The sequence below is a fragment of the Candidatus Nanopelagicales bacterium genome, assembly GCA_030700225.1.
GTDB lineage: Bacteria > Actinomycetota > Actinomycetes > S36-B12.
Genome location: JAUYJT010000044.1, coordinates 68,907 through 95,026, shown reverse-complemented (window position 1 = coordinate 95,026; position 26,120 = coordinate 68,907). Strand labels below are relative to the sequence as shown.

The 26,120-nt window shown below is 62.9% G+C and carries 24 protein-coding genes, 2 tRNA genes and 1 pseudogene; 13 read left to right on the top strand and 14 right to left on the bottom strand.

Annotated features, from left to right (window positions below; all coding sequences use genetic code 11):
- Positions 1–176: 176 nt before the first annotated feature.
- The 7 genes from Q8P38_06595 to rpmH all read right to left on the bottom strand — a co-directional run bounded on the left by Q8P38_06595 (position 177) and on the right by rpmH (position 4,397).
- Entirely contained in the window at positions 177–980 is an 804-nt protein-coding gene (locus tag Q8P38_06595) for a ParA family protein (protein ID MDP4014268.1), read from the bottom strand.
- 255 nt (positions 981–1,235) lie between these two features.
- Positions 1,236–1,877, bottom strand: coding sequence for a 16S rRNA (guanine(527)-N(7))-methyltransferase RsmG (gene rsmG, locus Q8P38_06590; protein MDP4014267.1), 642 nt, complete (start codon positions 1,875–1,877; stop codon positions 1,236–1,238).
- On the bottom strand, positions 1,874–2,401 hold the full coding sequence (locus tag Q8P38_06585; protein MDP4014266.1) for a R3H domain-containing nucleic acid-binding protein: 528 nt from the start codon (positions 2,399–2,401) through the stop codon (positions 1,874–1,876). Before Q8P38_06585 ends, rsmG begins: the two co-directional genes overlap by 4 nt.
- Before the next feature lie 93 nt (positions 2,402–2,494).
- Entirely contained in the window at positions 2,495–3,457 is a 963-nt protein-coding gene (gene yidC, locus Q8P38_06580; protein ID MDP4014265.1) for a membrane protein insertase YidC, read from the bottom strand.
- 93 nt (positions 3,458–3,550) lie between these two features.
- Positions 3,551–3,913, bottom strand: coding sequence for a membrane protein insertion efficiency factor YidD (yidD, locus tag Q8P38_06575; GenBank protein ID MDP4014264.1), 363 nt, complete (start codon positions 3,911–3,913; stop codon positions 3,551–3,553).
- Complete coding sequence (locus Q8P38_06570) at positions 3,910–4,254, bottom strand: ribonuclease P protein component (GenBank protein MDP4014263.1); 345 nt, start codon at positions 4,252–4,254, stop codon at positions 3,910–3,912. The genes yidD and Q8P38_06570 overlap by 4 nt, the downstream gene beginning before the upstream one ends.
- Positions 4,255–4,262: 8 nt before the next feature.
- Entirely contained in the window at positions 4,263–4,397 is a 135-nt protein-coding gene (gene rpmH / locus Q8P38_06565) for a 50S ribosomal protein L34 (protein MDP4014262.1), read from the bottom strand.
- A 411-nt stretch (positions 4,398–4,808) separates the two neighbouring features.
- Here rpmH and dnaA point away from each other — a divergent pair, with 411 nt between their 5' ends.
- The 13 genes and pseudogenes from dnaA (at position 4,809) to Q8P38_06500 (ending at position 18,202) form a co-directional block, all read left to right on the top strand.
- Positions 4,809–6,329, top strand: coding sequence for a chromosomal replication initiator protein DnaA (gene dnaA / locus Q8P38_06560; GenBank protein ID MDP4014261.1), 1,521 nt, complete (start codon positions 4,809–4,811; stop codon positions 6,327–6,329).
- Positions 6,330–6,778: 449 nt separating this feature from the next.
- Positions 6,779–7,888 (top strand): DNA polymerase III subunit beta, encoded by a 1,110-nt coding sequence (gene dnaN / locus Q8P38_06555; protein MDP4014260.1) that lies wholly within the window; start codon positions 6,779–6,781, stop codon positions 7,886–7,888.
- Between the two features lie 10 nt (positions 7,889–7,898).
- Positions 7,899–9,023 (top strand): DNA replication/repair protein RecF, encoded by a 1,125-nt coding sequence (gene recF / locus Q8P38_06550; protein MDP4014259.1) that lies wholly within the window; start codon positions 7,899–7,901, stop codon positions 9,021–9,023.
- Positions 9,013–9,537 (top strand): DUF721 domain-containing protein, encoded by a 525-nt coding sequence (locus Q8P38_06545; GenBank protein MDP4014258.1) that lies wholly within the window; start codon positions 9,013–9,015, stop codon positions 9,535–9,537. The genes recF and Q8P38_06545 overlap by 11 nt, the downstream gene beginning before the upstream one ends.
- An 89-nt stretch (positions 9,538–9,626) precedes the next feature.
- Positions 9,627–11,564: a DNA topoisomerase (ATP-hydrolyzing) subunit B gene (gyrB, locus tag Q8P38_06540; protein ID MDP4014257.1), complete on the top strand. Its 1,938-nt coding sequence runs from the start codon at positions 9,627–9,629 to the stop codon at positions 11,562–11,564.
- Between the two features lie 48 nt (positions 11,565–11,612).
- Positions 11,613–14,177: a DNA gyrase subunit A gene (gene gyrA / locus Q8P38_06535; GenBank protein MDP4014256.1), complete on the top strand. Its 2,565-nt coding sequence runs from the start codon at positions 11,613–11,615 to the stop codon at positions 14,175–14,177.
- Positions 14,178–14,186: 9 nt separating this feature from the next.
- Positions 14,187–14,588: a DUF3566 domain-containing protein gene (locus Q8P38_06530; GenBank protein MDP4014255.1), complete on the top strand. Its 402-nt coding sequence runs from the start codon at positions 14,187–14,189 to the stop codon at positions 14,586–14,588.
- A gap of 90 nt (positions 14,589–14,678) precedes the next feature.
- Positions 14,679–14,753, top strand: a tRNA-Ile gene (locus Q8P38_06525).
- A 53-nt stretch (positions 14,754–14,806) separates the two neighbouring features.
- Positions 14,807–14,917: pseudogene (locus tag Q8P38_06520) on the top strand (DLW-39 family protein).
- 73 nt (positions 14,918–14,990) lie between these two features.
- Positions 14,991–15,063, top strand: a tRNA-Ala gene (locus Q8P38_06515).
- Positions 15,064–15,126: 63 nt separating this feature from the next.
- On the top strand, positions 15,127–15,651 hold the full coding sequence (locus tag Q8P38_06510) for a peptidylprolyl isomerase (protein MDP4014254.1): 525 nt from the start codon (positions 15,127–15,129) through the stop codon (positions 15,649–15,651).
- Positions 15,652–15,830: 179 nt separating this feature from the next.
- Positions 15,831–16,565: a rhomboid family intramembrane serine protease gene (locus Q8P38_06505; GenBank protein ID MDP4014253.1), complete on the top strand. Its 735-nt coding sequence runs from the start codon at positions 15,831–15,833 to the stop codon at positions 16,563–16,565.
- A gap of 317 nt (positions 16,566–16,882) precedes the next feature.
- Positions 16,883–18,202 carry a delta-60 repeat domain-containing protein gene (locus Q8P38_06500; GenBank protein ID MDP4014252.1) on the top strand — a complete coding sequence of 440 codons (1,320 nt, stop codon included), beginning with the start codon at positions 16,883–16,885 and terminating at the stop codon, positions 18,200–18,202.
- 23 nt (positions 18,203–18,225) lie between these two features.
- On the opposite strand, the gene Q8P38_06495 is transcribed toward Q8P38_06500, so the two are convergent.
- From Q8P38_06495 to Q8P38_06465, 7 genes are all read right to left on the bottom strand, one after another.
- Positions 18,226–18,720, bottom strand: coding sequence for a hypothetical protein (locus Q8P38_06495; protein ID MDP4014251.1), 495 nt, complete (start codon positions 18,718–18,720; stop codon positions 18,226–18,228).
- Positions 18,721–18,743: 23 nt separating this feature from the next.
- Complete coding sequence (locus Q8P38_06490) at positions 18,744–19,967, bottom strand: Fic family protein (protein ID MDP4014250.1); 1,224 nt, start codon at positions 19,965–19,967, stop codon at positions 18,744–18,746.
- 83 nt (positions 19,968–20,050) lie between these two features.
- Positions 20,051–20,725, bottom strand: coding sequence for a methyltransferase domain-containing protein (locus Q8P38_06485; GenBank protein MDP4014249.1), 675 nt, complete (start codon positions 20,723–20,725; stop codon positions 20,051–20,053).
- Positions 20,722–21,648 carry an arginine deiminase-related protein gene (locus tag Q8P38_06480; protein ID MDP4014248.1) on the bottom strand — a complete coding sequence of 309 codons (927 nt, stop codon included), beginning with the start codon at positions 21,646–21,648 and terminating at the stop codon, positions 20,722–20,724. Before Q8P38_06480 ends, Q8P38_06485 begins: the two co-directional genes overlap by 4 nt.
- Positions 21,649–21,729: 81 nt before the next feature.
- Complete coding sequence (locus tag Q8P38_06475; protein ID MDP4014247.1) at positions 21,730–22,584, bottom strand: alpha/beta hydrolase; 855 nt, start codon at positions 22,582–22,584, stop codon at positions 21,730–21,732.
- Positions 22,585–23,037: 453 nt separating this feature from the next.
- Positions 23,038–23,295 (bottom strand): cell division protein CrgA, encoded by a 258-nt coding sequence (locus Q8P38_06470; protein MDP4014246.1) that lies wholly within the window; start codon positions 23,293–23,295, stop codon positions 23,038–23,040.
- An 81-nt stretch (positions 23,296–23,376) separates the two neighbouring features.
- Complete coding sequence (locus Q8P38_06465) at positions 23,377–26,058, bottom strand: glycoside hydrolase family 15 protein (protein MDP4014245.1); 2,682 nt, start codon at positions 26,056–26,058, stop codon at positions 23,377–23,379.
- Between the last annotated feature and the right edge of the window lie 62 nt (positions 26,059–26,120).

Genomic DNA, 26,120 nt, shown 5'->3' with positions numbered 1-26,120 from the left:
TTGTCTGTGGATACTCCAGGTCATGTCGATCTTCACTTCGCGCCCGCTCTGTGGCGGCGTGTCCGATTTGTCCTCACCGAGAAGTCGCTCAAATCGGACACCAACCTCCGAGCGTGACCAGTGACGCCTAGGGACAACCTGTGGATAACCACCAGGTGACCGCCCGCGGCAGTTCCTCATCGCATGTCCTGTGCCAGTTCGCGGGCCGCCCGCATGTATGAGGCCGCCCCGCTCGACCGCGGGTCATACGTCAGGACAGTTTGACCGAACGATGGCGCCTCGCTGATCCGGACCGACCTCGGGATCGCCGTCGCGAGCACTTGATCCGGGAAATGCTCGCGGACATCGTCAGCGACCTGCAAGGCTAGCTTCGTCCGGCTATCGAACATAGTCAACAGTATCGCCGACACTCGCAGATTCGGGTTTAGGTGCTCGCGCGCAAGCTCGATTGACCCCAGAAGCTGTCCCAACCCTTCCAGGGCGTAGTACTCGCACTGCAAGGGAATCAGAACTTCGTTAGCCGTCACCATCGCGTTCAATGTGAGCAGGCCCAAGCTCGGCGGGCAGTCAATGATCACATAGTCGAGCCGCCTGGCCCGTTCCTGACACTCAGGCATGTACTGCCGTAGCGCGGCGCGCAGCCGGCCTTCCCGAGCCGCCTCGTTCACGAGCTCGATCTCGGCCCCCGCCATGTGGACCGTTGCCGGCGCGGCTGTAAGTCCAGGCAATCCAGCCACTGGGCGAACCACGTCAAGAAGGCTCTTGCCCTCAACGAGCACTTCGTACATGCTGATGATCTCGGGTCCATGGTCCACGCCCAGAGCGCTGGAAGCGTTTCCCTGAGGGTCCATGTCCACCACGAAAACTTCCTGCCCCATGAAGCCCAGGGCGGCGGCGATGTTGACCGCGCTGGTCGTCTTGCCGACCCCACCCTTCTGGTTCGCCACGGCAATGATCCGGGTCTCCGACGGCCGGGGCACTGGCTCTCCGGCTAGGTCTCCGAGCGAGCGCCGGATCGAATCGACCGAGCGAACCACCCCGAACGAGCAATCCAGATCTTCCCGCGGTTGCCTTGTTTCACGTGGAACATTGTGGTTCAGGGACTCGACGTCGCTAGCGCAGGCCGGAGTCAAGCACGTCCCCAATTGGGGGACGACCTCCCAAGAATAGGCAGCCATCCGCACCTCCCTAACGCACTACCGGCGAAGCTTTGAGCGACTAGTCCAACCGTAAGCTCATGAGGACCTCTGGTAGCGGACCACAACAGTCGGCGGGTCGACCACGCCCGAACCACACCGCAGGATCTGAGCTTGGCCCAGTCCCAGCCGCGCCAGGACCGTTGTGGATTCGGCGACCTCCCGCGTGACGGACTCACCCTTGAATGCAAGAACTGTTCCGCCCGGCTTCACTAACGGCGCTAACCAAGTCAGCAACTTCGGCAGGGGCGCCACCGCGCGCGCCGTAGCCACATCCGCGGCAAGGTCGCCTGACAACGCCTCCGCCCTGCCCCTTACGACCTCGACGCGGGACCCAACCCCCAGCACTGCGACCGCTTCTTTGAGGAAGTCCGCGCGCCGAAGCAGGCTATCCACGACAGTGACGTGGATGTCCGGCCTGACTAGCGCCCACACCAAGCCGGGAAGTCCCGCCCCGCTCCCCACGTCGACCACTGATGCGCCTTTCGGCACCAGCCCCCGATCATCCATCGCGACAACCGCACAGTTCAGCAAGTGCCGAGGCCACAACTTCTCAGCTTCGCGGGGTCCGATCAACCCCCGTTTCGTCCCCTCAGTAGCCAGAAGCTCTTCGTAGTCCACGAGCGCGGAAAACGCCTCAAGGCTCAGCCCCGATGTTTCACGTGAAACAGGATCGCTCACGCCGGCGAAATGACCACGTATCGCGCTGGGTCCGTGCCCTCACTCTCGCTGTGCAGCCCAGCCTCAGTTACAACGTCATGGACGACCTTGCGCTCAAAAGCACTCATGCGCTCAAGTCGCACAGGTGCACTCGACTCGCGAACCTTCTCCACAGCTTCCGCCGCCAGCTGCTGAAGTGTCTCCCTGCGGCGCGCACGAAAGCCCGCGACGTCGACCATCAGCCTCGATCTTTCACCCATCTCGCGGGCCACAGCAAGCCTGGTCAAGTCCTGAAGTGCTGCGAGCACTTCTCCATCAGTGCCAACAAGTGCCGCCAGCTCGCCATCGTTCACCTCGATAACGGACAATGACGCGCGATCGTCTTCCACATCGATGTCGATGTCCCCGTCGAGATCAGCGATGTCCAGCAGTGCCTCAAGGTAATCGGCGGCTACGTCCCCCTCTGCCACTAAATCCCGCTTGGCGGTGTCATCGGCCGACTCAGGCGGTGTCTGCGGAATCTCCACCTGTTCATCCTCGGCCATTGGGTTCTCCCCTGAAGTCATGTGTGAGCGTCTCCCAGCACCTTGTCGACGTGAGGCCTGGGTCGGGCCACTTGTCGTGGCCCGCACCGAAGACTACTTCCTGGGCCCACCCGGCGATGACCCCCCATGCCGCCTCTGACTACGCGTCTTGCGCTTGGGCTGCTGCCGCTTGGGTGGCTCCACAGGAGCGACCCTGAGGACATCCTCGACGGACTCAGCCTCGCCCCGCCTGACAGCCTTGCGAGCAGCCTTCTCCGCCTTCCGCTTCAGGTAGGCCGCGTGCGCCGGAGTGTCCGGCTGCGGATTGTTCCGGATCACGTAGAACTGCTGCGCCATAGACCACAGGTTCGTAGTGAACCAGTAGATGAGCACACCGATGGGGAAGTTGATACCGCCGACGGCGAACATCAGCGGGAACAGGTACAGCATGATCTTCATCTGCCGCACCATCGGATTGTCGGCCGCCGTGTTCTTGACCATCAGCTGACGTTGAGTCAGGAAGGTCGTGACCGTCATCAGAACGATCAGTACGGCTGCCACGGCACGCGTCACGGACTCGGACGGGGTCTCCGCCGCGCCAAGGAAGGTTCCGTACAGCGGAGCACCCAGTATCGTGGCGGCGCGAGCCTGCCCCATCAGATCCGCGTACTGCGGCCACGTGAACACACCCTGGGGGTTGTTCATGGCGATCCCCTGCAGCACCGAGAACAGGGCGAAGAAGATCGGCATCTGCAACAGGATCGGAAGGCACGACGCCAGGGGATTGGTACCGGTCTCCCGATACAGCTTCATCATCTCCTGGGATTGGCGCTCCCTGTCGCCTTCGTACTTCTTCTTTATCTCCTTCATCTGCGGCTGAATCAGTTGCATGTTCCGCTGCGCCTTGATCTGCTTCACGAACAGCGGGATCAGCAGCACGCGGATGACGACGACTAGACCGACGATGGACAAAGTCCAGGAGATGCCGCTGGCTTCCCCGAAGATCGCCCCGAAGAGTGAGTGGAACTGGACCAGAACCCACGAGACTCCGGTGCGCAGCCAATCCAAAAGGAACACAGTCAGACTCCGCCGGTCGCATTGATGACCTGCCCAGTCTGACGACCCCTAGCGCGGCGGATCACAACGGGGGCCTCCCACATCGCCGATGAGTCAATCATCATCGGCCGCGTCACCCGGCGTCAGCTGCTGCCCCACACGCCGACCGACGGCCGTCACCCGCGGCCTGCCGTCGGGGTGGACCTCCGGCAGCCACGACCCCCGCTCCGGCACGGGGTCATACCCACCGCCGCTGAAAGGGTTACAGCGCAGAAGGCGCCAACCCCCAAGCAGCGTTCCCTTGAACGCCCCGTGGACCTCCACAGCTTCCAGCGCGTAGGCCGAGCAGCTGGGATGGTAGCGGCATCGAGCCGCGAAGCATGGCGAGATGTACCGCCGGTATCCCGCAATCAGGAGTCTGAGCAGCACACGAATCGGAGTCCCAATTACGCCTAAAGCGCCATATTTCGGACTCACGCCGCACCGCCGGGGACTAGATCCCCAAAGCAGCGGCGAAGGGCCGCGCTGATGTCGGATGAAGACGCTTCCGATGAGCTGGGCAGAGCCCGCAAGACCACTCTCGTGCCGGCGGGAAGCACGCCCATCAGCGGGGCGACCTCGTGACGAAGACGTCTTGACACCTTGTGCCGCGCCACTGAGTTTCCCACCTGCCGACCGACTATCAGGCCGACTCGAGCCGGACCACTACCGGACCCAGCATCTATGTACACCACGACGCATCCGCACCGAACCCCGCGACTCTTGACCACTTCCCCGAACTCGCGGGTGCGGTGGATCCGCTGATGCTTGGGCAACATTGGACGTGTCAGGCGGTCAGGCTCGCCCGCCCCTTGGAACGCCTGGCGCTGACGATCGCGCGCCCAGCACGAGTGCGCATCCGGTGACGGAACCCGTGCTTCTTGGCCCTGCGCCGACTGTTCGGCTGGTACGTACGCTTCATGCCTCACTCCACAGCATCGGTCGCCAGTTTCTCACGTTCTGGCCGACCCAGGTTTCGGGCCCGCCAGACCACCGGACCCGATTCAGGTGCCAGGGTGCGACAGCCAACGGTACGAAACCGTAGTCCCCAGGTCAAACACAACAGGTTCGCACCGCTGGCAGAGCCGCATAGGATCGAGCACACATGCTGGGGGGAGAAGCCGACACGCCGACAACTGGGGAAATTCCTGGGCAATCTTGCCCAACCCCTTGACTCACTCAGGGTAGATGCGACTAAGGTCACACCGACGTTGAGGGGATTGGGCCAGGAACGCCAAATGACTGGGGGCGTGTCCTGCGGGGAAGGTTATCCACAGGCTGTGTATATGGCTGTGCATGATCGTTTACGCAGCCGGTAGATGGAGGATTCTGCATGGACACCACCGTGGACCTGTCTGGTGTGTGGGGCGAGATCCTGACAGAGGTCACGGGCAGCGGTGTCGGGGCGCACCAGCGCGGAATCCTGGCACTGACCCATCCTGTCGGGATTCTGGGCGACACCGTGCTAATCGCTGTACCAAACGAATTCACCAAGGACACGGTGGAGACCAAGCACCGAGAGCCCCTGTCCAGATCGATATCGCGTCGGCTTGGCCAGCCCATTCGGGTCGCCGTGACCGTGGACCCAACGCTTGCTCCCGGACCGGACGACTACACAACCGACGTGGTCGCTGACGCCACCTACGCTGGCCCTGTAGCCACTGCAGCGCTCGCGGCTCCAGCTAGAACCTCTGCCAGCCCCTTTTCGCACACCGCTACGTCGCTGCGTCCCGGGCGCGGTGGCCCAGGTGCGTCGCCTGCGTTCGGCTCTCGCAACGGATTCGACGCGGGACCGAACCGCTCCGACGACACGCGCCTTAACCCCAGGTACACGTTCGATACGTTCGTCATCGGCTCAAGCAACAGGTTCGCTCACGCAGCGGCTGTAGCGGCGGCCGAGCAGCCGGCCAAGGCGTACAACCCGCTGATCATCTACGGGGGGTCCGGGCTGGGCAAGACGCACCTGCTTCACGCGATCGGCCACTACAACCGCGAGTTGTACAAGGGCTCAGTTGTTCGCTACGTCTCCAGCGAGGAATTCACCAACCAGTTCATCAACTCCATCCGAGATGACAAGGCAGCGGTTTTTCAGCACAGATACCGCGACATCGACTTGCTGCTGGTGGACGATATCCAATTCTTGTCTGGCAAGGTCCAGACTCAGGAGGAGTTCTTCCACACATTCAATACGTTGCACAACAGTGACAAGCAAATCGTGGTCACATCTGATATCCACCCGCGCCAGCTGCCGGACTTCGAAGACCGAATGCGATCGAGGTTCGAATGGGGCCTTATCACCGATGTGCAGCCGCCGGACCTCGAAACTCGAATCGCTATCCTTCGTAAGAAGACTCGTCAAGAGCGAATGAATGTCCACGACGATGTTCTCGAATTCATCGCGGACCGCATATCCAACAACATTCGGGAACTAGAAGGCGCCCTGATCCGCGTCACTGCCTACGCCAGCCTGAACGCCACAACCGTCACGCGTGAGATGGCGCAGGACGTGCTGAAGGACCTGATCAGCGACCACGCCCGCCCCAACGTGTCGGCTGGACTCATAATGGCGCACGCGTCGCAGTACTACGGCGTCACCATCGACGACCTGTGCGGGCCATCGAGGAGTCGTTCCCTCGTCACGGCGCGGCAGGTAGCGATGTATCTATGTAGGGAGCTAACCGACCTGTCCTTCCCAAAGGTCGGGCAGGAATTCGGCGGTAGGGACCACACAACTGTCATGCACGCGGAACGTAAGATACGCAAGGAAATCTCGCAACGCCGCAGTCTTTTCAATCAGGTTACCGACCTCACGGGACGCATTAAGTCCGAGGCTCGCCTGAAGCGCGCCTATTAGCTTCCACCCTGTAACCGTCACAGTAATCGCCCCTTCAGAATTGCTCTTATGCCACTCAGGCTGAATCATGCCGCCAGGAAACCACATGTGGACCGCCTGTGTGGAAACCGTGTACACACATCGTTGTAGTTCGTGATAACCGGAGGTAACTTCCGGCTATCGGCGCCGTGTCCACAGTCATCCACAGAAGTGGGCGCTGCTATCCACATGAGTGGGGATCACGACATGCCTTCTGACTAGGTGATCTGTGTGTTGTCCGAGGTTTCCACAACACCTACTACGACGACTACTTCCTACAATTAAGTGCTATGGGTTGTTAATAGAGGCTGTGGACGCTGGCTCGCCGGTCATGACCGACCGCACCCGACTGTTCCATCCTGACTGGATCAGTGACAGGATGACGGATCATCGGGTCTAGGTTGGCCGGTACCGGGCTGGGGAGTTATCCAATGAAGTTCGTGGTTGAGCAGGAAGAGTTCTGTGATGCGGTCGCTTGGGCTGCCAGGACGCTTCCGGCCAGACCCGCGTCGCCAGTTCTGGCTGGTGTGCAGATCCGCGCCGAGTCTGATCATCTGTTGCTGTCGTCCTTCGACCTTGAAGTATCTGCTCAGTCGCGAGTGGGGGCGGTCGTAGAAGAGCTGGGTCCGATTGTTGTTCCCGGGCGTCTGCTGGCTGAGATCGCCAAGGCACTACCGAGCCGTCCTGTCGAGTTCGCCGACGATGGGAGCCGGGTGAGCGTGAAGTGCGGCCGCTCGTCGTTCACCCTTCCTACGTTGCCAGTGGATGACTACCCGCAGCTGCCGGAGTTTCCTTCCGGAGCTGGGACTGTGAGGGGTGACGTGCTTGGCCAGGCTGTGTCGCAGGTCGCGGTCGCCGCGAGTCGTGACGACACGCTCCCAGTCCTCACAGGGATTCGGATGGAGTTCACCGAGGACACACTGACGCTGGCAGCCACGGACCGCTACAGACTGGCGGTCCGCGAGATCCCTTGGAACGGAACGCCGCAGGGCAGCCAGAACGCCCTGGTCAAGGCGCGTCAGCTAGCAGAGTTGGGCAGATCCCTCGGCCACGTTTCGGATGTCCGCATTGGGTTGGGTGGAGCCGATGACGGCCGGATCGGCTTCGCGGTGACCGGTAGGGAACTGGTGACCCGGTTGTTGCACGGGGAGTTCCCAAAGTACAGACAACTGCTTCCGACTGAGTCGAGTTGCATCGCGACAGCGCGAACCGACGAACTAATCGAAGCCGTGAAGCGTGTGAAGCTCGTCGCCGCGGAAAGGACAAGTCCGATCCGGCTGGCATTCGCCGACAGCGAGCTTTCGTTGGGCGCTGGCACTGGAGATGAGGCGCAGGCCAGCGAGACGCTTGAGTGCTTTGTGGAAGGCGACGGCATCGAGATCGCGTTCAACCCCGATTACCTGTTGGACGGGCTGAACGCGAGCGCCACTGAGCGGGTTCGCATGGCGTTCACAACAGCCGGCAAGCCAGCGGTGATTAGCTCTGACGCCGACTCGGTGACCTACAGGTACTTGTTGATGCCAGTGCGCCTCAGCGACTGAAGTTGTCCGCATGTGGGTGAGCCGAGTCGAGGTATTTGACTTCCGCTCCTACGAAGAGGCTGGACTGGGTCTAGAGCCAGGGGCTACGGTGCTTCTTGGCTCCAACGCCAGTGGAAAGACGAACCTAGTCGAGGCAGTGGGATTCGCGGCGACTTTGGAGAGTCACCGGATTGCCAAGGACTCCGCTCTTGTCAGGTGGGGAGCAGAGCGGGCAGTGATCAGGGTTTCGGCCCGGGTGCGCCAGGAGCGGGACGTGGTTGTCGAACTTCAGATCGACCCATCCAGAACGTGCCGACCAAGAATCAACGGAGCTGAGGTACCCAGGACACGCGATGTGTTGGGTCACGTCCGGTGCGTCATGTTCACCCCAGAGGATGTGCGCCTGGTAAAGGGGGAACCAGCTGACCGGCGCCGCTTCATCGACGAAGTCATGTTTCAGGTGTCACCCAGGTATGCGGGTGTCCGCGGCGACTACGACAAGGTCCTCAAGCAGCGATCGGCGTTGCTCAGGACCGCTCCAAGCCGCAGCGCGGACGTGATGCGATCGATGGATGTGTGGGATGAAAGGCTCGCCGAGCTGGGCGGGGACTTGATGTGGGGGAGGCTGAACGCGGTTAGAAGGCTCGCGGATCCGATGGCAGTGGCGTACGCGCTGATCAGTCCGACTAGGGACGACGCGTTGATCGAATACGTTCCGTCAGTGCCGGGGCTTGTCTCGGCGACCAGCAAGGCTGAATCGGCGCGGATGCTCCTATCGGCTCTTCGGGACCGGCGCGATGAGGAGATGAGCAGGGGGGTAACACTGTCCGGTCCTCACCGTGACGACCTTCGAATCACATTGTGCGGCAATCCGGTGCGTGGTTTCGCCAGCCATGGTGAGTCGTGGTCGCTGGGCATCGCGTTGCGACTCGCGTCGTTCGATGTGATGCGAAGTCTGACCGGAGACTCCCCGGTGCTGGTGTTGGATGATGTATTCGCCGAGTTGGACGCCGACAGGCGCGAGAGGCTAGTAGCCGCCGTGTCTGCCGCGGACCAGATTCTAGTGACCGCGGCGGTCGCAGAGGATGTGCCGAAGAGTTTGGCCAGGACCGAGGTCTATGTCAGCAAGGGTGGGGTGAGTCGCCTTGACTTCTGACGGCGCGAACAGCCAGCCCGGCGCCGACCCCGCTGTGGCGGCATTTACCCGTGTCCGGTCCGCAGCGCGCAAGATCATGCGCTCGGGCCACGGAAGGAGCACCGGGAAGTTCCCTGTGTCCGGCTGGGGCAGCGGCTCGGGCCCGGATGCCAGAGATCCGCAACCGCTGGGACAGTCGATAGCCCATTGGGTCGGCGAGAACGGGTATCAGTTGAACATGGCGGTTGGTGGGATCACGGGGCGGTGGCGAGAGATTGTTGGCCCGGTCGTCGCCGAACACGTCACGGTCGCGGCGTACAAGCCGGCCGACGACGACCGTGGCGGCACTCTGGTTGTTGAAGCCGACTCACCAGCGTGGGCTGTTGAGATGCGGTACTTGGTTCCGGAGTTGCTGGAGCGTATCGCCAAGGAGCTTGGGCCTGGTGTGGTGGCGAAGGTGGACGTTCGACGTCCAGTAGGCGGGAAGTCCACTGGACGCTGGAAGACGCGGCCGGGTCGGCGCCCACCAGAGTAGGTGGTCCAGCGGTAGACTAGAGGTCAATTGTTGGCCCCTGATGGCGTGATGTCGCGGACGGGGGCGCCGAACTTTGCTCAGGAGCAACTGTGTCCTATGACGCCAGCGCGATTACCGTGCTCGAAGGTCTGGATGCCGTGCGCAAGCGGCCGAGCATGTACATCGGCTCAACTGGGGAGCGGGGGCTGCACCATCTTGTCTATGAGGTGGTAGACAACTCAGTCGATGAAGCGATGGCAGGCTACTGCGACAGCATCGAGCTAGTACTGCAGTCGGACGGCGGAGTACGTGTCGCGGACAACGGCCGTGGAATCCCTGTTGACATGCATCCGGTGGAGAAACGCCCCGCCGTCGAGGTCGTCTTGACTGTGTTGCACGCCGGGGGGAAGTTCGGAGGATCCGGCTACACGGTGTCGGGCGGTCTACATGGTGTCGGCGTGTCGGTAGTCAATGCGTTGTCGCGGCGACTTGAAGTCGAAGTCCGGCGCAGTGGGCGGGTCTGGAGGCAGTCGTATACCCACGGTGTCCCTGACGCTCCCCTGGCCAAAGGCGAAGCGACCGACGCCAGCGGGACTACCGTCACCTTCTGGCCGGACCCAGATATCTTCGAAACGATTCACTTCGACTTCGAAACGCTGGCTCGCCGGTTCCAGGAGATGGCGTTCCTGAACAAGGGCCTAACGATCAGCATCGTTGACGAGCGACCAGTCGTCGAGCCGACCGGCCCTACGTCTCAGACTTACCATTACTCCGGAGGCATCGCCGACTTCGTTAGGCATCTGAACGCGGCCAAGGGGGCCGCCAATCCGACGGTCATCCACTTCGAGGACATTGCCGAGGACCAGAAGATGTCGGTCGAAGTAGCCATGCAGTGGAACGCCGGGTTCTCCGAGTCTGTGTACCTGTTCGCCAACACGATCAACACCACGGGTGGCGGGACGCACGAGGAGGGCTTCAGGACCTCTTTGACCTCGCAGGCGAACAAGTTCGCCCGTGAATGGGGTGTGCTGAAGGACAAACAGGCCAACCTGACCGGGGAGGACATCCGCGAGGGCCTGACAGCGATCGTGTCGCTGAAGCTCACCGAGCCGCAGTTCGAGGGCCAGACCAAGGCGAAGCTGGGCAACACTGAGGCCAAGACGTTCGTGCAGAAGGTTGTGAACGATCACCTGGGGGCGTGGTTCGAGGCGAACCCGGCGGAGGGCAAGCAGATCGCCCGCAAGTCCGTGGACGCGGCTTCTGTGAGGTTGGCCGCGCGCAAGGCAAGGGATCTGGCGCGTGGTCGCAAGGGTCTACTCGGCGGCGGAGGCCTGCCCGGAAAGCTGGTGGATTGCTCCTCACGAGAGCCCGCCGAGTGTGAGTTGTTCATCGTCGAGGGCGATTCGGCCGGCGGCAGTGCGCGCAGCGGGCGCGACCCGCGCACTCAGGCGATCCTGCCGATCCGGGGCAAGATCCTCAACGTTGAGAAGGCGCGGATCGACCGCGTCTTGAGCAACAACGAAGTTCAGGCTCTGGTGTCGGCGCTGGGTACCGGCATCCAGGATGAGTTCGATGCGGCACGGTTGAGGTACGGCAAGCTCGTGCTGATGGCTGACGCCGACGTGGACGGCCAGCACATCCGCACTCTGCTGTTGACACTGTTGTTCCGGTTCATGCGTCCACTCGTTGAGGATGAACACGTCTACCTCGCCCAGCCGCCTTTGTACAAGGTGAAGTGGACAACTGGCGATCCTGAATACGTGTTCACCGAGCGCCAGCGTGAGGTCGCGATGCGAGTCGGCCTGGAGCAGGGCCGCAAGATGAAGAAGGATGAACCTGTCCAGCGCTACAAGGGTCTCGGCGAGATGAACGCCAACGAGCTGTGGGAGACGACTATGGATCCGACTCGCAGGCTCATGCTGAAGGTGACATTGGACGACGCGGCACAGGCCGACGAAATGTTCAGCGTGCTCATGGGCGAGAACGTGGAATCGCGCCGACATTTCATCCAGCGCAATGCCAGGGACGTCCGGTTCCTTGATATCTGAATCTGGCCTAGCGTCGCGGGGCGACAGTGAGTAGAAGGGCGGTCTGACGTGTCCGACGGCATCGACATCGAAGAACCGGCGGACGCCCGCATCGAGCCGGTGGACTTGCAGCTGGAGATGCAGCGGTCCTATATGGACTACGCGATGTCCGTCATCGTCTCGCGGGCGCTCCCGGATGTGCGCGATGGGTTGAAGCCCGTCCACCGCCGCGTCATGTACGCGATGTATGACGGTGGCTACCGCCCAGAGCGCGGCTACAGCAAATGCGCCCGCATCGTGGGCGATGTCATGGGGAACTATCACCCCCACGGCGACTCGGCGATCTACGACACCCTCGTCCGCCTGGCGCAGTCGTGGAGCCTGCGCTATCCGCTGGTCGAGGGCCAAGGCAACTTCGGGTCGCCGGGTAACGACCCAGCCGCCGCGATGCGGTACACGGAATGCAAGATGAGTCCCCTGGCGATGGAGATCGTCCGCGACATTGACGAAGAGACCGTCGACTTCGTCCCCAACTACGACGGCAAGACCGCCGAACCAGTCATCCTCCCGGCCAGGTTCCCGAACCTGCTGGTCAACGGCAGCGCCGGCATCGCCGTTGGCATGGCCACGAACATCCCTCCCGCGAATCTGCGCGAAGTGGCAGCCGGCGTGCTGTGGGCGCTTGAACACCCCCAGGCCACACGCGAGGAGCTTCTTGACGCTTTGCTGGAGCGGATCAAGGGGCCCGACTTCCCCACCGGGGGCATCATCGTGGGCCGCCGGGGAATCGAGCAGGCCTACCGCACTGGACGCGGCTCAGTGGTAGTTCGGGCCGTGGTGGAGGTTGAGGAGGACAGCCGCAGTCGGCAGATCCTCGTCGTGACCCAGCTGCCCTACCACGTCAATCCTGACAACCTGCTGCTGAAGATCGCTGAGCTGACCAATGACGGGAAGCTGGCCGGGATCGCTGACGTTCGAGACGATTCATCATCGCGGACCGGCATGCGCTTGATCATCGAGCTGAAACGCGACGCGGTCGCGCAGGTCGTGCTGAACAACCTGTACAAGCACACAGCCCTGCAGGACACTTTCGGGGCCAACATGCTGGCGCTAGTGGACGGAGTTCCCCGAACGCTGACGCTGGATCAGTTCGTCACATTCTGGGTCGCGCATCAGATCGAGGTGGTTCAGCGTAGGACCCGCTATCGGTTGCGCAAAGCCGAAGAGCGCGCTCACATACTGCTGGGGTACTTGAAGGCGCTGGACGCGATCGACGCTGTGATCGCGTTGATCCGGCGGTCTCCAACCGTGGATGACGCCCGCTCTGGCCTGATCGACCTGCTTCAGATCGACGAGATCCAGGCGACCGCGATCCTGGACATGCAGCTGCGGCGCCTGGCAGCTCTGGAGCACCAGAAGATCCTCGACGAGCATGCGGATCTGATGACGAAGATCGCCGATTTCAATGACATCCTGGCCAGCCCGGAGCGTCAGCGCCACATCGTCGCATCGGAACTGACTGACGTTGTGGCTCGGTTCGGTGACGAGCGCCGCACCCAGTTCGCCCCCTGGGAGGGCGACATGGCCGATGAGGACTTCATCGCCGAGACGGACGTGGTCGTTACGATCACCCGGTCCGGCTACGCCAAGCGCACCCAGCTGGAGCTGTACAGGTCTCAGCGCAGGGGAGGCCGTGGTGTGCGCGGTGCCCAGTTGCGGGCCGACGATGTTGTCGAGCACCTATTCGTGACTACGACGCACAACTGGATCCTGTTCTTTACCAGCAAGGGTCGCGTCTACCGCGCCAAGGCCTACCAGCTCCCGGAGGCCGGCAGGGATGCCAAGGGCCAGCACGTCGCTAACCTGCTGGCCTTCCAGCCGGATGAGACGATCGCTCAAGTGCTGGCGCTTCGCGGCTATGAGGACTGCGAGCACCTGGTGCTGGCGACCAAGCGCGGCAGGATCAAGAAGACCCGCCTGCGGGAGTTCGACTCAAGCCGGACTGGCGGGATCATCGCCATCAACTTGGTGGACGACGACGAAGTCATTTCCGCCGAACTGTTGTCCGCTCAGGACGATCTGCTGCTCGTGTCCCGGAAAGGGATGTCGGTCCGGTTCCTGGCCGATGACGCGCAGCTGCGCCCGATGGGTCGAGCCACCGGTGGCGTCGGCGGGATTCGGCTGGCACCGGGCGATGAGCTGCTGTCCATGGAGGTTGCCCGTGCTGACACGTACTGCGTGACCGTCACCGACGGCGGGTTCGCCAAGCGCACTCCGGTAGCCGAATGGAACCGCAAGGGCCGGAACATCAAGGGCGTGCGTGCGATGCGTCTGGTCAGCGAGCGGGGAGCGCTCGTTGGGGCGCTTGTGTGCGAGGAGACTGACGAGATCCTGGCCATTGCCGACAGCGGGGTGGTGATTAGGACCCCCGTTAGTCAGATCCGCGCCACGGGGCGCGCCACGATGGGAGTGTCGTTGATGGGGCTCGGGGAGGGGCAGAGCGTCGTGGCGGTCGCGCGCTCAGCTGAGCAGGAGACCCCCGAGGATGACGACGCGGCCGAAGAGTCCGGTGAATCGTTCCCAGGAGACGGTCCTGACGGTAGTCTCGACCCGTCATCTGCGGCTGACGACTAGGAGATACCGGTGACTACTACCGATGCACCAGCGCCGCAGCGGCGAGCTCGGCACGCCCATCTGTTCGTGACCCATCTGGACGCGTGGTCGGTGATGAAGAACGCGTTCATGATGGCCATCGCGATCGGCATCGTGATGATGGTGGCGGTGACGATCATCTGGTGGATGCTTTCCGTCAGCGGCACGCTGGAATCGGTGAACCAGACGTTGACTGACCTGTTGGGCAGCGGAACGAGCTCGGTAGACGTGAAGGGCCTGTTGTCGTTCTCCAGGATCGTGGGGATCACGGCCATGCTGGCCGGGCTCGAAGTGGTCTTGGTGACGGCTCTGACGACGCTCTTCGCGTACCTGTACAACCTGGCGGTCGGAATTACCGGTGGCTTGCAGGTCACGCTCACTGACGATTCCTGAACTCCTGACCTGGTAGCAGCGGCCAGCGGGGCGGTGTCCGAAGTCTGGTGAGCCTTGATCCGTAGCGGACGGTATCCTGAGCCTTCGTGCGGGCCTGTAGCTCAGCCTGGTTAGAGCGCTTCCCTGATAAGGAAGAGGCCGATGGTTCGAGTCCATCCAGGCCCACGCCACGTGTCGCGCGGATGCGCGGCTGAACGTCCACGGAAGGGACATGGCAGATGAAGAAATTGCTGTTGCTCGCGGCGATCGCCGCGGGTGCATACCTTGTGTACCGCAAGATGATGGCGTCACGGGCAGAAGAGGACCTGTGGACCGAGGCGACATCGTCCGGTGAGCTGGGCGGAAACGGGCAGGAGCCTGCCGCAACGCCGCCCGCGGAGGCGCACTAGCAGTCAAGGCCCCGGGGGCGTAGCTCAACAGGTAGAGCACCGCCTTTGCAAGGCGGGGGTTGAGGGTTCAAGTCCCTTCGCCTCCACCTCGGGTGGCGCTTGCCGGACCGAGCGCAAGGTCCAGGTTGGGTTCATGGGATGATCGCCGGGTGACAACTTCAGCCACTTTGCACACTAATCTTGGCGACATCAAGGTTGAGCTTTTCGATGACCACACGCCTAAGACCGTGCGGAACTTCGTCGGTCTCGCCAGCGGGTCCATTGAGTGGACGAATCCGGCAACGCGCCGGAAGTCCACAGATCCGCTCTACGCTGGCGTGATCTTTCATCGCGTCATCCCCGGATTCATGATCCAGGGGGGAGATCCGGCGGGCAACGGTACGGGTGGCCCTGGGTTCCGGTTCGCGGACGAGTTCCACCCGGAGAAGACGTTCGACCGGCCGTATCTGCTGGCCATGGCCAACTCAGGCAAGGACACCAACGGGTCGCAGTTCTTCATCACCTTGGTGCCGACAAATTGGCTGAACTTCAAGCACACGATCTTCGGTGAGGTCGCCGATCAGCCGAGCCGCGAGGTCGTGGACGCGGTCGGGGCCGTTGCCACGGGCCGGAACGACAAGCCGGTGACCGACGTGGTGATTCAGTCGGTGACAATCGAGGGAGCCGACTCCTGACCGGACCGGTCTCAACGACGCCGGTTTGCTACGCGCACCCGGACCGCGTCACCTATATCAAGTGCGCCCGGTGCCACCGCCCCATCTGCCCGGACTGCATGATCGCCGCCCCTGTGGGATTCCAATGCGCGGAGTGCGTAGCCAAGGCCGAATCGACGACTTCTGGTCCGCTCAGCCCGATGGGGACCGCGGTTATCAAGGACGCCTACGTCACGAAAGCCATCATCGGCATCTGCGCGGCGCTTTTCGTGGTCGAGTTCGTAGCTGGCATCAGCAGCTTCGTGTACGAGTGGGGGATGTCTCCGGCGGGGGTATCGCTACAGGGCGAGTGGTGGCGGCTGATGACTTCGGCCTTCCTGCACGGCAGCGTGCTCCACATCCTGTTCAACATGTACGTCCTGTGGGTGCTGGGTCCGACGCTGGAGTCCCTGTTCGGGCATGTGCGTTTCGCGGTCCTGTACTTGGTGGCGGCTCTGGCGGGAGGCGTGGCGTCGTACACGTTCGGTCCGTTCAACTCGGTGTCGGTGGGCGCCAGTGGGGCGATCTTTGGGCTGATGGCCGCATTGATCGTGACGGGGCATCATCTGCGCCGGGACGTGACTCAAGTAATCGTCTTGCTGGTCATCAACGCCGTGATCGGATTCGTGGTTCCTGGGATCGACTGGAGAGCTCACTTAGGTGGGGCGGTGAGTGGGGCTGTTGTGGCGGCGGTCCTGGCCTACGCGCCGAAGCGCAGCCGTGAGCTGTGGCAAGTTCTTGGGGTTCTGGCGTGGGTGGGGGTACTGGTAGCCGTTCTGACCCTACGGACAGCTCAGATACAGCAGCAGCTTCCGACGATGCGGTACGGCTTGGCCGATGCTCTAGCACCACAGTCCACAAGTTCTCCCCACCTGGGTAAAACTACGCCGGTGTAATCACTACGGTGTGACTTATCCCCTTCCTGTGGATGACTGTGGATATCGCAGTGACGCAGGTCGCATCCGCGTGGCTCGCTGCTGCCCGGAGATCACTAGAAGTGCAATTCGGTCTGTCCTGGTATGTCCCGATCTGGAGTGCTCGCCACCGTGAGTGAGCGCTTCTGGACAATGAGCGTTCGGGACGGGCTTCAGCCTGTGGACAACTTTGTGATCTTGTGGATGACGTGGCGTGGAACCAAAGGCGTACGCCAACTGAGCCAACATGCGACGATGTAGCGCGAGCGGATGGGCCGCTCCGACCTGGAGGATTGACAGTGAGCTCAAAGTGCGCGGTGGACGCGAGGCGGAGCGTGTGGGTGACTCTTGCGGGAGCTGCGGCTACCGGGCTGATTCTGGCGAGTATCGGCGGGGCTCAGGCCGCCGATCCCGGGCAGTTCGATAGGTCCTTCAACGCCACGCTCGCCAGCAAAGGTGGTCTGGGCGGTCCTCAGCCCGTCGGCTACGCAGTGCAGGTGCAGAGCAACCGCAAGATCGTGGTCGCTGGCAGCTTCACGGAGGCTGGCGGTAAGGGGGCGAACAACCTCGCGCGGTTCAAGGCCAGCGGGGCGCCTGACAAGGCGTTCAACAAGCGCATCCGACGCAACGGTGGCCTTGACTACTACGTGTCATCCGTGGCTGTTCAGCGGGACGGCAAGATCGTCGCCGCTGGTGATTTCACCCACGCTGGCGGAATGAAAGTGAATAGGATCGCGCGGTTCAAGGCCAGCGGGGCGCCTGACAAGGCGTTCAACAAGCGCATCCGACGCAACGGTGGCCTGAACGCGAGCGCAATGTCGGTTGTTGTTCAGACCGACGGCAAGATCGTGGTCACCGGCGGCTTCACCAAGGCTTGCGGCAAGATGGCGAGTGGCCTGGCGCGGTTCAAGGCAGGCGGGGCGCCTGACAAGGCGTTCAACAAGCACATCCGACGCAACGGTGGCACGGATGTCGGCGCGAATTCCGTGGCTGTTCAGCGGGACGGCAAGATCGTGGTCGGCGGCGACTTCGGCCGCGCTGGTGGCAGGAGGGTGAACAGCCTGGCGCGGTTCAAGGCAGGCGGGGCGCCTGACAAGGCGTTCAACAAGCACATCCGCCACAATGGCGGAGTCCTGGACGAAGTTGACGCGGTCGCTACGGGCAGCGACGGGAAGGTTGTCGTCACGGGTTGGTTCACTAAGGCTGGCGGCAAGGCGGTCAACGGGATCGTGCGGTTCGGGCCGCACGGCGCGCCTGATAAGGCGTTCAACAAGCACATCCGCCGCAACGGCGGCCTCGAAAGTGATGTATTTGTCGCCGACGTTCGCTCCGTCGCGATTCAGCGAACAGGCAAGATCGTCGTCGCGGGGTACTTCACCACGGCTGGCGGGATCGCGGCCAACGGGATCGCGCGGTTCGGGCCGCACGGCGCGGGTGACAAGTCCTTCAACATGAACATCCGCGACAACGGTGGTATCACGGGCGATGGTTCGGAAGGTGACAGCGTCGGCGGCTATTCCCTGGCGGTTCAGCGCAGCGGCAAGATTGTCGTCGTCGGCATGTTCAGCACCGCAGGCGGTCGGTCGGCGCCCAACCTATCGCGTCTCTTCGGAGGCTAGTCGGAACGAAGCCCGGAGGGACGTCAGGCTGCCAGCATGATGCCCGCGCCGCCGAGGACCACGAGCGCGAGGGCGAAGGCCAGGATCCCCGCGAGCGGTCCCGGACTGCGACGCTGCCCTCCGGGCCACACGAGCTGCATGATCGCCACGAAGAGCAAGTACAGGCCCATCGTGAGGAACATGGCGGCCTCGGTGATCAGACCCCAGTCCAGCACCACAGCGAGGACGGCTACGCTCCCCCACGCCAGGTTGGCGAGCCCGACTTCGATCTGGAAGTTGTTCCGGCGGCCGTAGTCCCATCCCATGCGGGCGGCATCCGACTTGTGCAGGATGGAATGACGGACGAAGGACAGGATGCCAGCGGCTCCGACGGCTAGCAGGCAACTCCAGGTCAGCGTCGGCGGGTCGGCGAACACTGTGGCGAAGCCGATGAAGATCCCGATGGCTCCGACTGCGTAGGTCGCGTACATGACCCAGGCCGATGGGCGCGGATCGGCTGCTGTCTGGCTGGCACTCATGGCACCAAGGCTAGCGCGTGCGTTCAGGTGGCTCGGCCACTTCGCCGTGGCTCTGAGGCGCCGTCGCTGAACACAGGCGGTTTGAATGCTTCGATCGCGCTCTGGTTGGACGTCCATCCACTGTGTCCGTGGTGGGTCACGAGACCGAGACGTTCGAGCGCTCGTAGGTCTCGGATCACTGAGCGTTCGCCCTTGCCCTCGAACATGATTGCCATGGGTCCGGAGAGGGCTCTAACCGCTGACGTCGGAGTCGGCTTGTGCGGGCGGAGTGCCAGCACGAGTTTGCGTCGGCGGTGAGCCGTTGCCGTGTTGGGTTCGCTGTCCATAGTGGAGTACACGTAGTTGATCCAGGCGACCTTGATCTGCTCGCGTGCGATCATCGCTATCTGTTCGCGGAGCCCGTCGACGAAGCCTTGGACCGCGTAGGCGAGTAGCGGCCTCGTGTCGCTTGGGCTGTTGCGGCTCGCGGAGTCAAGGTGCTGGTAGTAGCGGTCGCGGGTCTTGTTGTAGTGGTCGGAAAGCAGGTTGGTTGCCGGTTGGGGGACGCGTCCGGATTGCGACAGGATCTGCGACTCCACGGCCCTGGCGGTGCGTCCGTTGCCGTCGCCGAATGGGTGAATCCAGGCGAGGTAGACGTGTGCCATCACTGCCTTGGTCAGGATCAATGCGAATCTGAGTTCCGGGTCGTCGCTGTTGAAGTCCGGGCCGTTCAGCCAGTGGCAGAGCGCTTCCAGCAGGTACTGGCAGTCTTCGGCTGGGGCGCCGCGATAGCGTCCGGCGCCAACCGTGACGCTGTGCGCACGGACCTCACCGGGGACGACGTCGTTTCCGATGTCGGTACCGTCGAGTATCGCCAGGTTGAGTTGGCAGATCCTCTGCGCGTTCAGCGGGAGCCGCTGCCCCCTCACAATCGCATCATCGATTTCGCGCAGGACGTTCAACAGGTTCCGCACTTCGGCTTCCTGGTAGTCCAGAGATGGTGGTACGACTCCGGCCCCCCCCTCGACAAGCGCCAGTACCTGGCTTTCGGTGAGGCTGTTGCCTTCGATGGCGGTTGAGGCGTGTGCACCTTTGGCGAGGTAGATCGCTGCGAGGCTGTGGGCGACTCGGGGGTTGATCGCGACGCCCGCGAGGTGCTCGGATTTGCTGCTGGCTTCACCAAAGCGTTGCCAGGTTCGCCATTCCGTTGTCAGCTCGGGGAGCTTGAATGTGAGCCAGGGATGGGTGGATTCGTACTGCCTGGCCATGCCGCGAGCCTACTCTGACTCAGCAGCCCTGTCGCTGCCAGTGTCAGTTTAGTTGTCAGTTTAGGTGTCAGTTTCGGGCGCCGTCACGCCCGGGCCAACAAGATGTCCACGGCGAGCCCCCACATCGACAGCTTCCTCGTCTGCTCGATGGTGAACCCCGCGTCGGCGAGGCTGGGAGCGGCGTCGATCGGTCGGCAGTCGACGAAGGTCGGCCACTTCCGGTGGGACCACTCGTAGAGCTTCTCCATCGTCGGCTGGCCGCCTTGGCTTGACATGCACGCGACGCACAGACGACCGTCGGGCTTTAGGACTCGGCGCGCCTCAGCGAGGACAACCGGGATTTGGTCATCGCTGAACAGCTCAAGGGTGAAACTCATGAAGACAGCGTCGAACATGGAGTCCGCGTAGGGCATGCAAGTTGCGTCACCCCGGCTGATGTCGGCCCGGTCGAGCAGCGCGTGCTTCTCGAGGCGCTTTCGAGTCTGCTCCACCATGCCGTCGGAGATGTCGATGCCGTAGACGCGGCCCTCCGCGCCGACGAGTTCAGCGAGGGCTGCCAGTGCCTGTCCGGTGCCAAATCCGGGCTCAAGGACAACTTCGCCCGGTTGCGGCTTCAACAGATCCTCGATCGCTTCGGAGATGAAGCGCTTCTCGCTGCTGTCCGACATCAAGGCGTAGACCTTGCTCATTCGGTTGTAGCTGCTTCGTGCAGTTTCTTCCTGCTGGTTGTCCATGGCTTCCGTTCGCTCGGTTCTCAAAACACTTCCGAGATCATGCACCGTACTGATCCGCCGCCGTACTCCTCGATGGTCTCAACGTCGCCGACCAGGATTTCGCTGGACTTCTTGATCTCCGCCTTCTGCTGTGCGGTCAGCACCTTGAACGTTGAATGGGTCATTACGGTGTAGCGTTTGCCGCCGGTCCCTTCGAGTTCGATTTCGTTGCCCGCGAAGTTGTCGATCTCGCGTTCGGAGACGTCGAGGATCTGCTTGCCGCTGTCGTTGAGCTCGTCGGCGACCATCTTCCGCTCGTCTGAGTCGTCGATGGCGGACAGGCAGACCACCGCGAACTTCTCTCCCATCGCCATCATCACGTTCGTGTGGTAGATGGGCACGCGCTTCTCCCGGTAGGTCTGGAAGCCGTGGAAGGGAATCGGCTTGAAGCCGAAGTCCGAGCAGAACTGTCTGAACAGACCCTCGTCAGCTCGCTCCGAAAGGCAGCAGAACGCCTTCTTGTTGGCGCGGTCCAGCACCATCGCGCCGGTTCCCTCCAGGAACCGGTTCTCCCGCTCGAACTTGGTGTAGTCGTGGATCTGCAACGTCTCTCGACCGAGAGCGGCCACGAGGCTACCCAAGAACTTGAGGCGCTCATACCGGCGGTCCTGAGCGAACATCGGACAAAGCACGAGCTTGTCTTCCTCAAGTGACACGAACCAGTTGTTCGGGAAGATGCTGTCCGGCGTGCTGAACACGGAGTTGTCGTCTTGGATGACGTGGACTGTTATGCCCTTGCTCCGCAGCTTGTCGACGAACCCATCGAATTCGACAAGCGCCTTCGCTTGGACGATGTCGCGCTTCTCGCCCAGGTTTCTTTGGAAGAAGTCGTTCGCCGCGGTCTCGGTGTTGAAGTAGAAGGACACCGGACGGACCATGGCCACGGTGTTGGTGATCTGCTTGGGCATTTCCCTCCATCCACTGTCTGGCTAGCGTTCGACCGCGTGTGGCGTTTCGCTCGCCGGGAACCCGGTGCGCGTGGGTGGCGATCACGGTGTCGGTGCTGACGAGGCGGATGCGACTTTCACGATGAGCCTAGTGAACTTGACGTAGTTCTGGAACAGCGATCCGTGCGCGGAGTCAGGCTCAAGGACGAGTTCCGCGCCACGGATCCGCGCTGCGATGAGTCGCGCGTTCTCCGGTCGCGTGATTTGGTCAAGCGCCCCGTTCTCAATCACGGTGGGGGAGGTGATATTGGGCAGGTTGGCCCAGGTTCCCTCGTATCTGGAGAAGGCGGCTTCGGCCTGCAGCTGTCGTTGAAGTGTCGCTGCGGACACCGTCTCCTGAGGGAAGAGGGCAACCGATTCGCCGAACGCCTGGGCGGCAGCCGCCTGACTCGGGGGGAAGAGCAGTTCGAGCAGGGCTTCGTCCGTCGGGTGCTCAAGCACCTGCTGTGCCTTGGCCGTGGGTGGGATGTAGTGCTTGGAGCCAGCGTCGCCCCCCGATGTGACGAGCGCGCCGACCAGATCGGGGCGGCTGCCGGCAAGTGTGAGGGCGATCTCGCCACCCATCGACCATCCGGCGATGGTTGGCTCGCCGAGCCCAAGGACGTCGATGAGGCTGGCGGTGTCCTGCGCCATCAACTGCATGGTGAGTGGCCGGGATGTGTCATCGGTCGTGTACCCGACACCCCGGTTGTCGAACATGGTCACCTGGAAGTCGGCGTCCACGAGCGACTTGACGAACTCGTGTTGCCAGAGGCTCATCGTGCCGCTGAACCCCATGATTAGTAGGAGCGGCTTACCCGACCCCGCTTGCCTGTAGCCGATGTCGATCCCGTTGGCTTGCACGATGCGGACTGGACCCATGAAGGACGCGGCACCGGTCGGCGTCGAGTTGGGCACTTCACTCCCTGGCGGGGTTGAGCCCGCTGAGGAAGTGGGTGAAGGCTGAGATCCGCAAGCCGCCGTGGCTATCAGAATGAGCCCGAGCGCGCCCACAACCAAGAGGCTGCGGGACGAGCTGCGGCTACGGGAGCTGAAGTGGCCCATGAGCTCGCCCTCCTCGCTGGGGTGTTAGCGAATCCTAGCCACCCTCGCGGCGCGGCGCGCTATGGATCTGCCCGCTTGGGGGTACCCCCGCCCGGCGCCTAGCGCCGGGGAGGGGGAGTTGCTACCGGCCCGGAATTCGCGGTTATGGCAACTCCCCCGGAGGGGGGACCCCCCTTACGGGTCGATCGCTGACGGGGGCCGGGCACCGGGGTCGGGACCCGCGGCGTGAGGCTTGAAGCCGCGGGACCGGCCCCGATGCCCGGGGTCCAGCGAAGGCCCGTCAACGGGTTAGGAAACGCTCTAGCCCTACTGCCACTTCGTGGAGAGGAAGAACCCGCCGATGATGAACGTGAATCCGATGGCGACGTTCCAGCCGTATAGCGGCCCCATCAGCGGATTGTTAGGCGCTATGTACCACACGACAATCCACGCCAGTCCGATGATGAACAGTGCCACCATCGTGGGCACTAGCCAGCGGGGATTGTCCACCCTGACCGGTTTGCTGCTGCGAGCCTCTGGGGGAGGGGTGTAGACATCCTTCTTCCTGCGCGACGACTCCGGCACTTAGATACTCCCTTTGTCGAAGTTGATCCATCATGCCCCATCACCCACCCGACAAGCCGCGCGCGTGTCCGAGCCGCAGGCTTAACTCGCAGACGGAACCGGGCCGATCAGTATCTGCGCGTACCCGGTTCCCTGCCTGCTGGTACTCGCGGCGGTGAGGGACGAGCCTGACGTGACGGCGAGCCTGACCAGGAACTCGCCCTTGGAGTCCGCCCGCGTGGATGCCACGCTCGTGTCACCGGTAGTCAGGTTCGTGGTAGCTACCGAGACCTGGGCACCCGGCACTGTGCGACCGGTGACGGCCGTTTCGGCGCCTGGCGGTACTGATCCGCTCGCGGGCGAGGTGAGCCGTAGTTCCACGGCGCGCGGCGGCTTCTTAGCCACGTAGCGGTTGCGCACGATGTCCGGCTGCTCCAGCACCTCGTTCGCTGACAGGTCGAGAGTCAATCTCACGAACTGCGCCTCGGCCCAAGTCAGCGGAGTGGCCGAGCCTCCGGGTTTGCCCGGCACGAAACCGATGGAAGCAGTGCTGGGGTCACTGCCGTATGGGCTTGCCGCTAGCGGTGCGTACACCCAGGCCTGCTCGGGCAGAAGCCCGGCGTCTGACGCGAAGCCATGCATCGCGCGGATCAGGTCACCCGCCTGCTCGGACTTCCCCAGCGCGATAGCGTGCTCAGCTCGTTCACCCGAAAGCAGTGGCCAGACCTGACCGGTACCGGTGTTCATCTCCTCGCCGGTCCCGCCGGGGAACGGCTTGCCAAGAATCCGGCAATCGGTCGGCCCCGGGATGTAGCAGTCGCCGTAGCCGTCCTCGGATCCCGGCTCCGACGTGCCGTAGCGGTTGAAGCCGACTCCGCTCGGGGTCTTGTTGAGGATTGACCGGTCAACCACACCAAGAGACGCGACGATGTCCGGGTCATCAGCAGGGAGGACGCCCAGGCGGGTGAGTTCGAGGAAGCCTTGATCAATAACCGCACGCTGGTCATAGGTGCCTGAGCCGTTGTTGAGGCTGTAGGAAATCGAGCTGTTGGGGTTGCCGTCCTTGGAGACTCGGATGAAATACCGGCCCGGCTTGTCAGGCCCGCTGGTGGTCACTGTCCACTTCTTGACCGAGCGCTGGAAGTGGTCCGCGACTGCCAGGTAAAGCTGACTGCGCTCGCCATCGCCGTTCAGGGCAGCGATCCTGGCAGCCGACACCAAGCCCGCGATCTGCGCGGCGATCGTCGAGGGCGAGTAACCGGTTTGCTCCTCCCACCGCTCCACCCCGAACGACGGCCCCCTGGAGACTATGAAGTCCGCCGTCTTGCGAATGTGCTCGCGGTACAAAACGGCGTCCGTACCCAATCCAGACTGGTAGGCCAACAGGATTGGATAGGCGCTCTCGTCGAGCTGAGTTCCGTTTGTGTCCGGCGCCTTCTCGCCGTTCGGCAGGCTGTTCCGGGGGATCTCACCTGTTGGCAGCTGCTGCTTCTCCAGGATGAACCTCGCCACCGCCCGCCCGAAGTCGACGTCACCGGCCACGAGCATTGAACCGGCGGCTTCGGCCATGTCGCGCGAGAACATCTCCCGGTACGAACCGAAGTACGGGGGGCTGCCGCCAGTGGAGCCCGCGACGTTGATGCCCTGATTCTCCGGCTGGCCCTGACCCGCCATATACGTGTTGCCCCACGGCGCTGCCAGACCGGCGGAGACAGCCCCGGAGAACGTCTTGTCCTGACTGGCCCTGACCACGTTCGCGGCCTTCCAGTACCTAGCGGCGATGGACGGCATCGCTGATGCTGGAACTCCGCGCAGCGAGGCCGCGGGCTTCTTCAGGGACGCGTCGTATCGCTTCCACCCCAAGCGGTAGTCGCCCATGGCCTTGGTGAAGCCGCGACCGAGCGATGAGCTGGCGGCGCCAGTGGCGTCCTGCGCGGTCTGACCGAAGCCAAGCGCCAGAACCACCTCGCCGCCGCTGGTGTCAAGCTCGGCCGTCTGCGTCACGTTGCCGTTGTCAGCGTTGGGCGCAACAGTCGTGAGCTTCCGGTCCTTGTCGAGCTGAGTCAGACCGTCGGTGCCCGTGCCGGCGAATCCGCTGCCAGCCTGGGTGAACGGCTTGTTCGCCTTTACGGCGAGGTACGTGGGTTGGATGTATGTAGCGTTCGCAGCGGCGGTCTTGGTGTTCAGGTCCCAGCTGAGCATCGATCCGGAGTCGGCGTCGATGGTCGCGGAATCGGCGCCGGAATTGCCGCCTGTCGCTGGGTCACCGCCGCCTCCGTTGCCGTTGATGGAGGGGTCCACGCGGACGTACAGCTTCAGGTCCGACGCGGGGCCCTGAAGCGCGGTGAGTCGGGTGCGCACAAGCACGGTGTTGGCCCGGGGATCGGTCACATACGTTGTGACGAGCTCGTACTTGCCGGACTTGGCTGTGCTAGTAACGGTGCAAGCCAGTCCAGTGGAGTCGGTTGAAGCCTTGTAGGTCATGTCGCGGAGCTGCAAGTCCGTGAATGTCTCGCCATCGGTCACGATGAACTGCATGCTCTGCATGTTCGTGATGTCGATGGTCGGCTGATAGACATCTGACAACGCGCCGCCAGCGACCGTGAACCACACTTTGGAAGTGTCGTTGCGTGCCGTGCCAACGCAGTCCTTACGACCCACGCCGTAGTAGCTCATGGCCCCGGCCTCGGGGGGCTCAGACGGTGGCGATGACGAGCAGGCCGCCAGCGACGCCGCTCCCACAGCGATTACGGCGGCCCCGACGATCCAGCACCTAGTGCTCACGACGAGGCAGCCTAACCCGGACTCGGCCTCAAGTCCTGTTGGCTCCTGCGCGGCCGACCGTG

Coding starts and splice junctions, on each gene's coding strand:
- dnaN (MDP4014260.1), top strand. CDS start 6,779: ATGAAGTTCGTGGTTGAGCAGGAAGAGTTCTGTGATGCGGTCGCTTGG.
- Q8P38_06480 (MDP4014248.1), bottom strand. CDS start 21,648: ATGCCCAAGCAGATCACCAACACCGTGGCCATGGTCCGTCCGGTGTCC.
- dnaA (MDP4014261.1), top strand. CDS start 4,809: ATGGACACCACCGTGGACCTGTCTGGTGTGTGGGGCGAGATCCTGACA.
- Q8P38_06570 (MDP4014263.1), bottom strand. CDS start 4,254: ATGTTGCCCAAGCATCAGCGGATCCACCGCACCCGCGAGTTCGGGGAA.
- Q8P38_06505 (MDP4014253.1), top strand. CDS start 15,831: ATGGGGACCGCGGTTATCAAGGACGCCTACGTCACGAAAGCCATCATC.
- Q8P38_06585 (MDP4014266.1), bottom strand. CDS start 2,401: ATGGCCGAGGATGAACAGGTGGAGATTCCGCAGACACCGCCTGAGTCG.
- Q8P38_06495 (MDP4014251.1), bottom strand. CDS start 18,720: ATGAGTGCCAGCCAGACAGCAGCCGATCCGCGCCCATCGGCCTGGGTC.
- rpmH (MDP4014262.1), bottom strand. CDS start 4,397: ATGAAGCGTACGTACCAGCCGAACAGTCGGCGCAGGGCCAAGAAGCAC.
- recF (MDP4014259.1), top strand. CDS start 7,899: ATGTGGGTGAGCCGAGTCGAGGTATTTGACTTCCGCTCCTACGAAGAG.
- Q8P38_06490 (MDP4014250.1), bottom strand. CDS start 19,967: ATGGCCAGGCAGTACGAATCCACCCATCCCTGGCTCACATTCAAGCTC.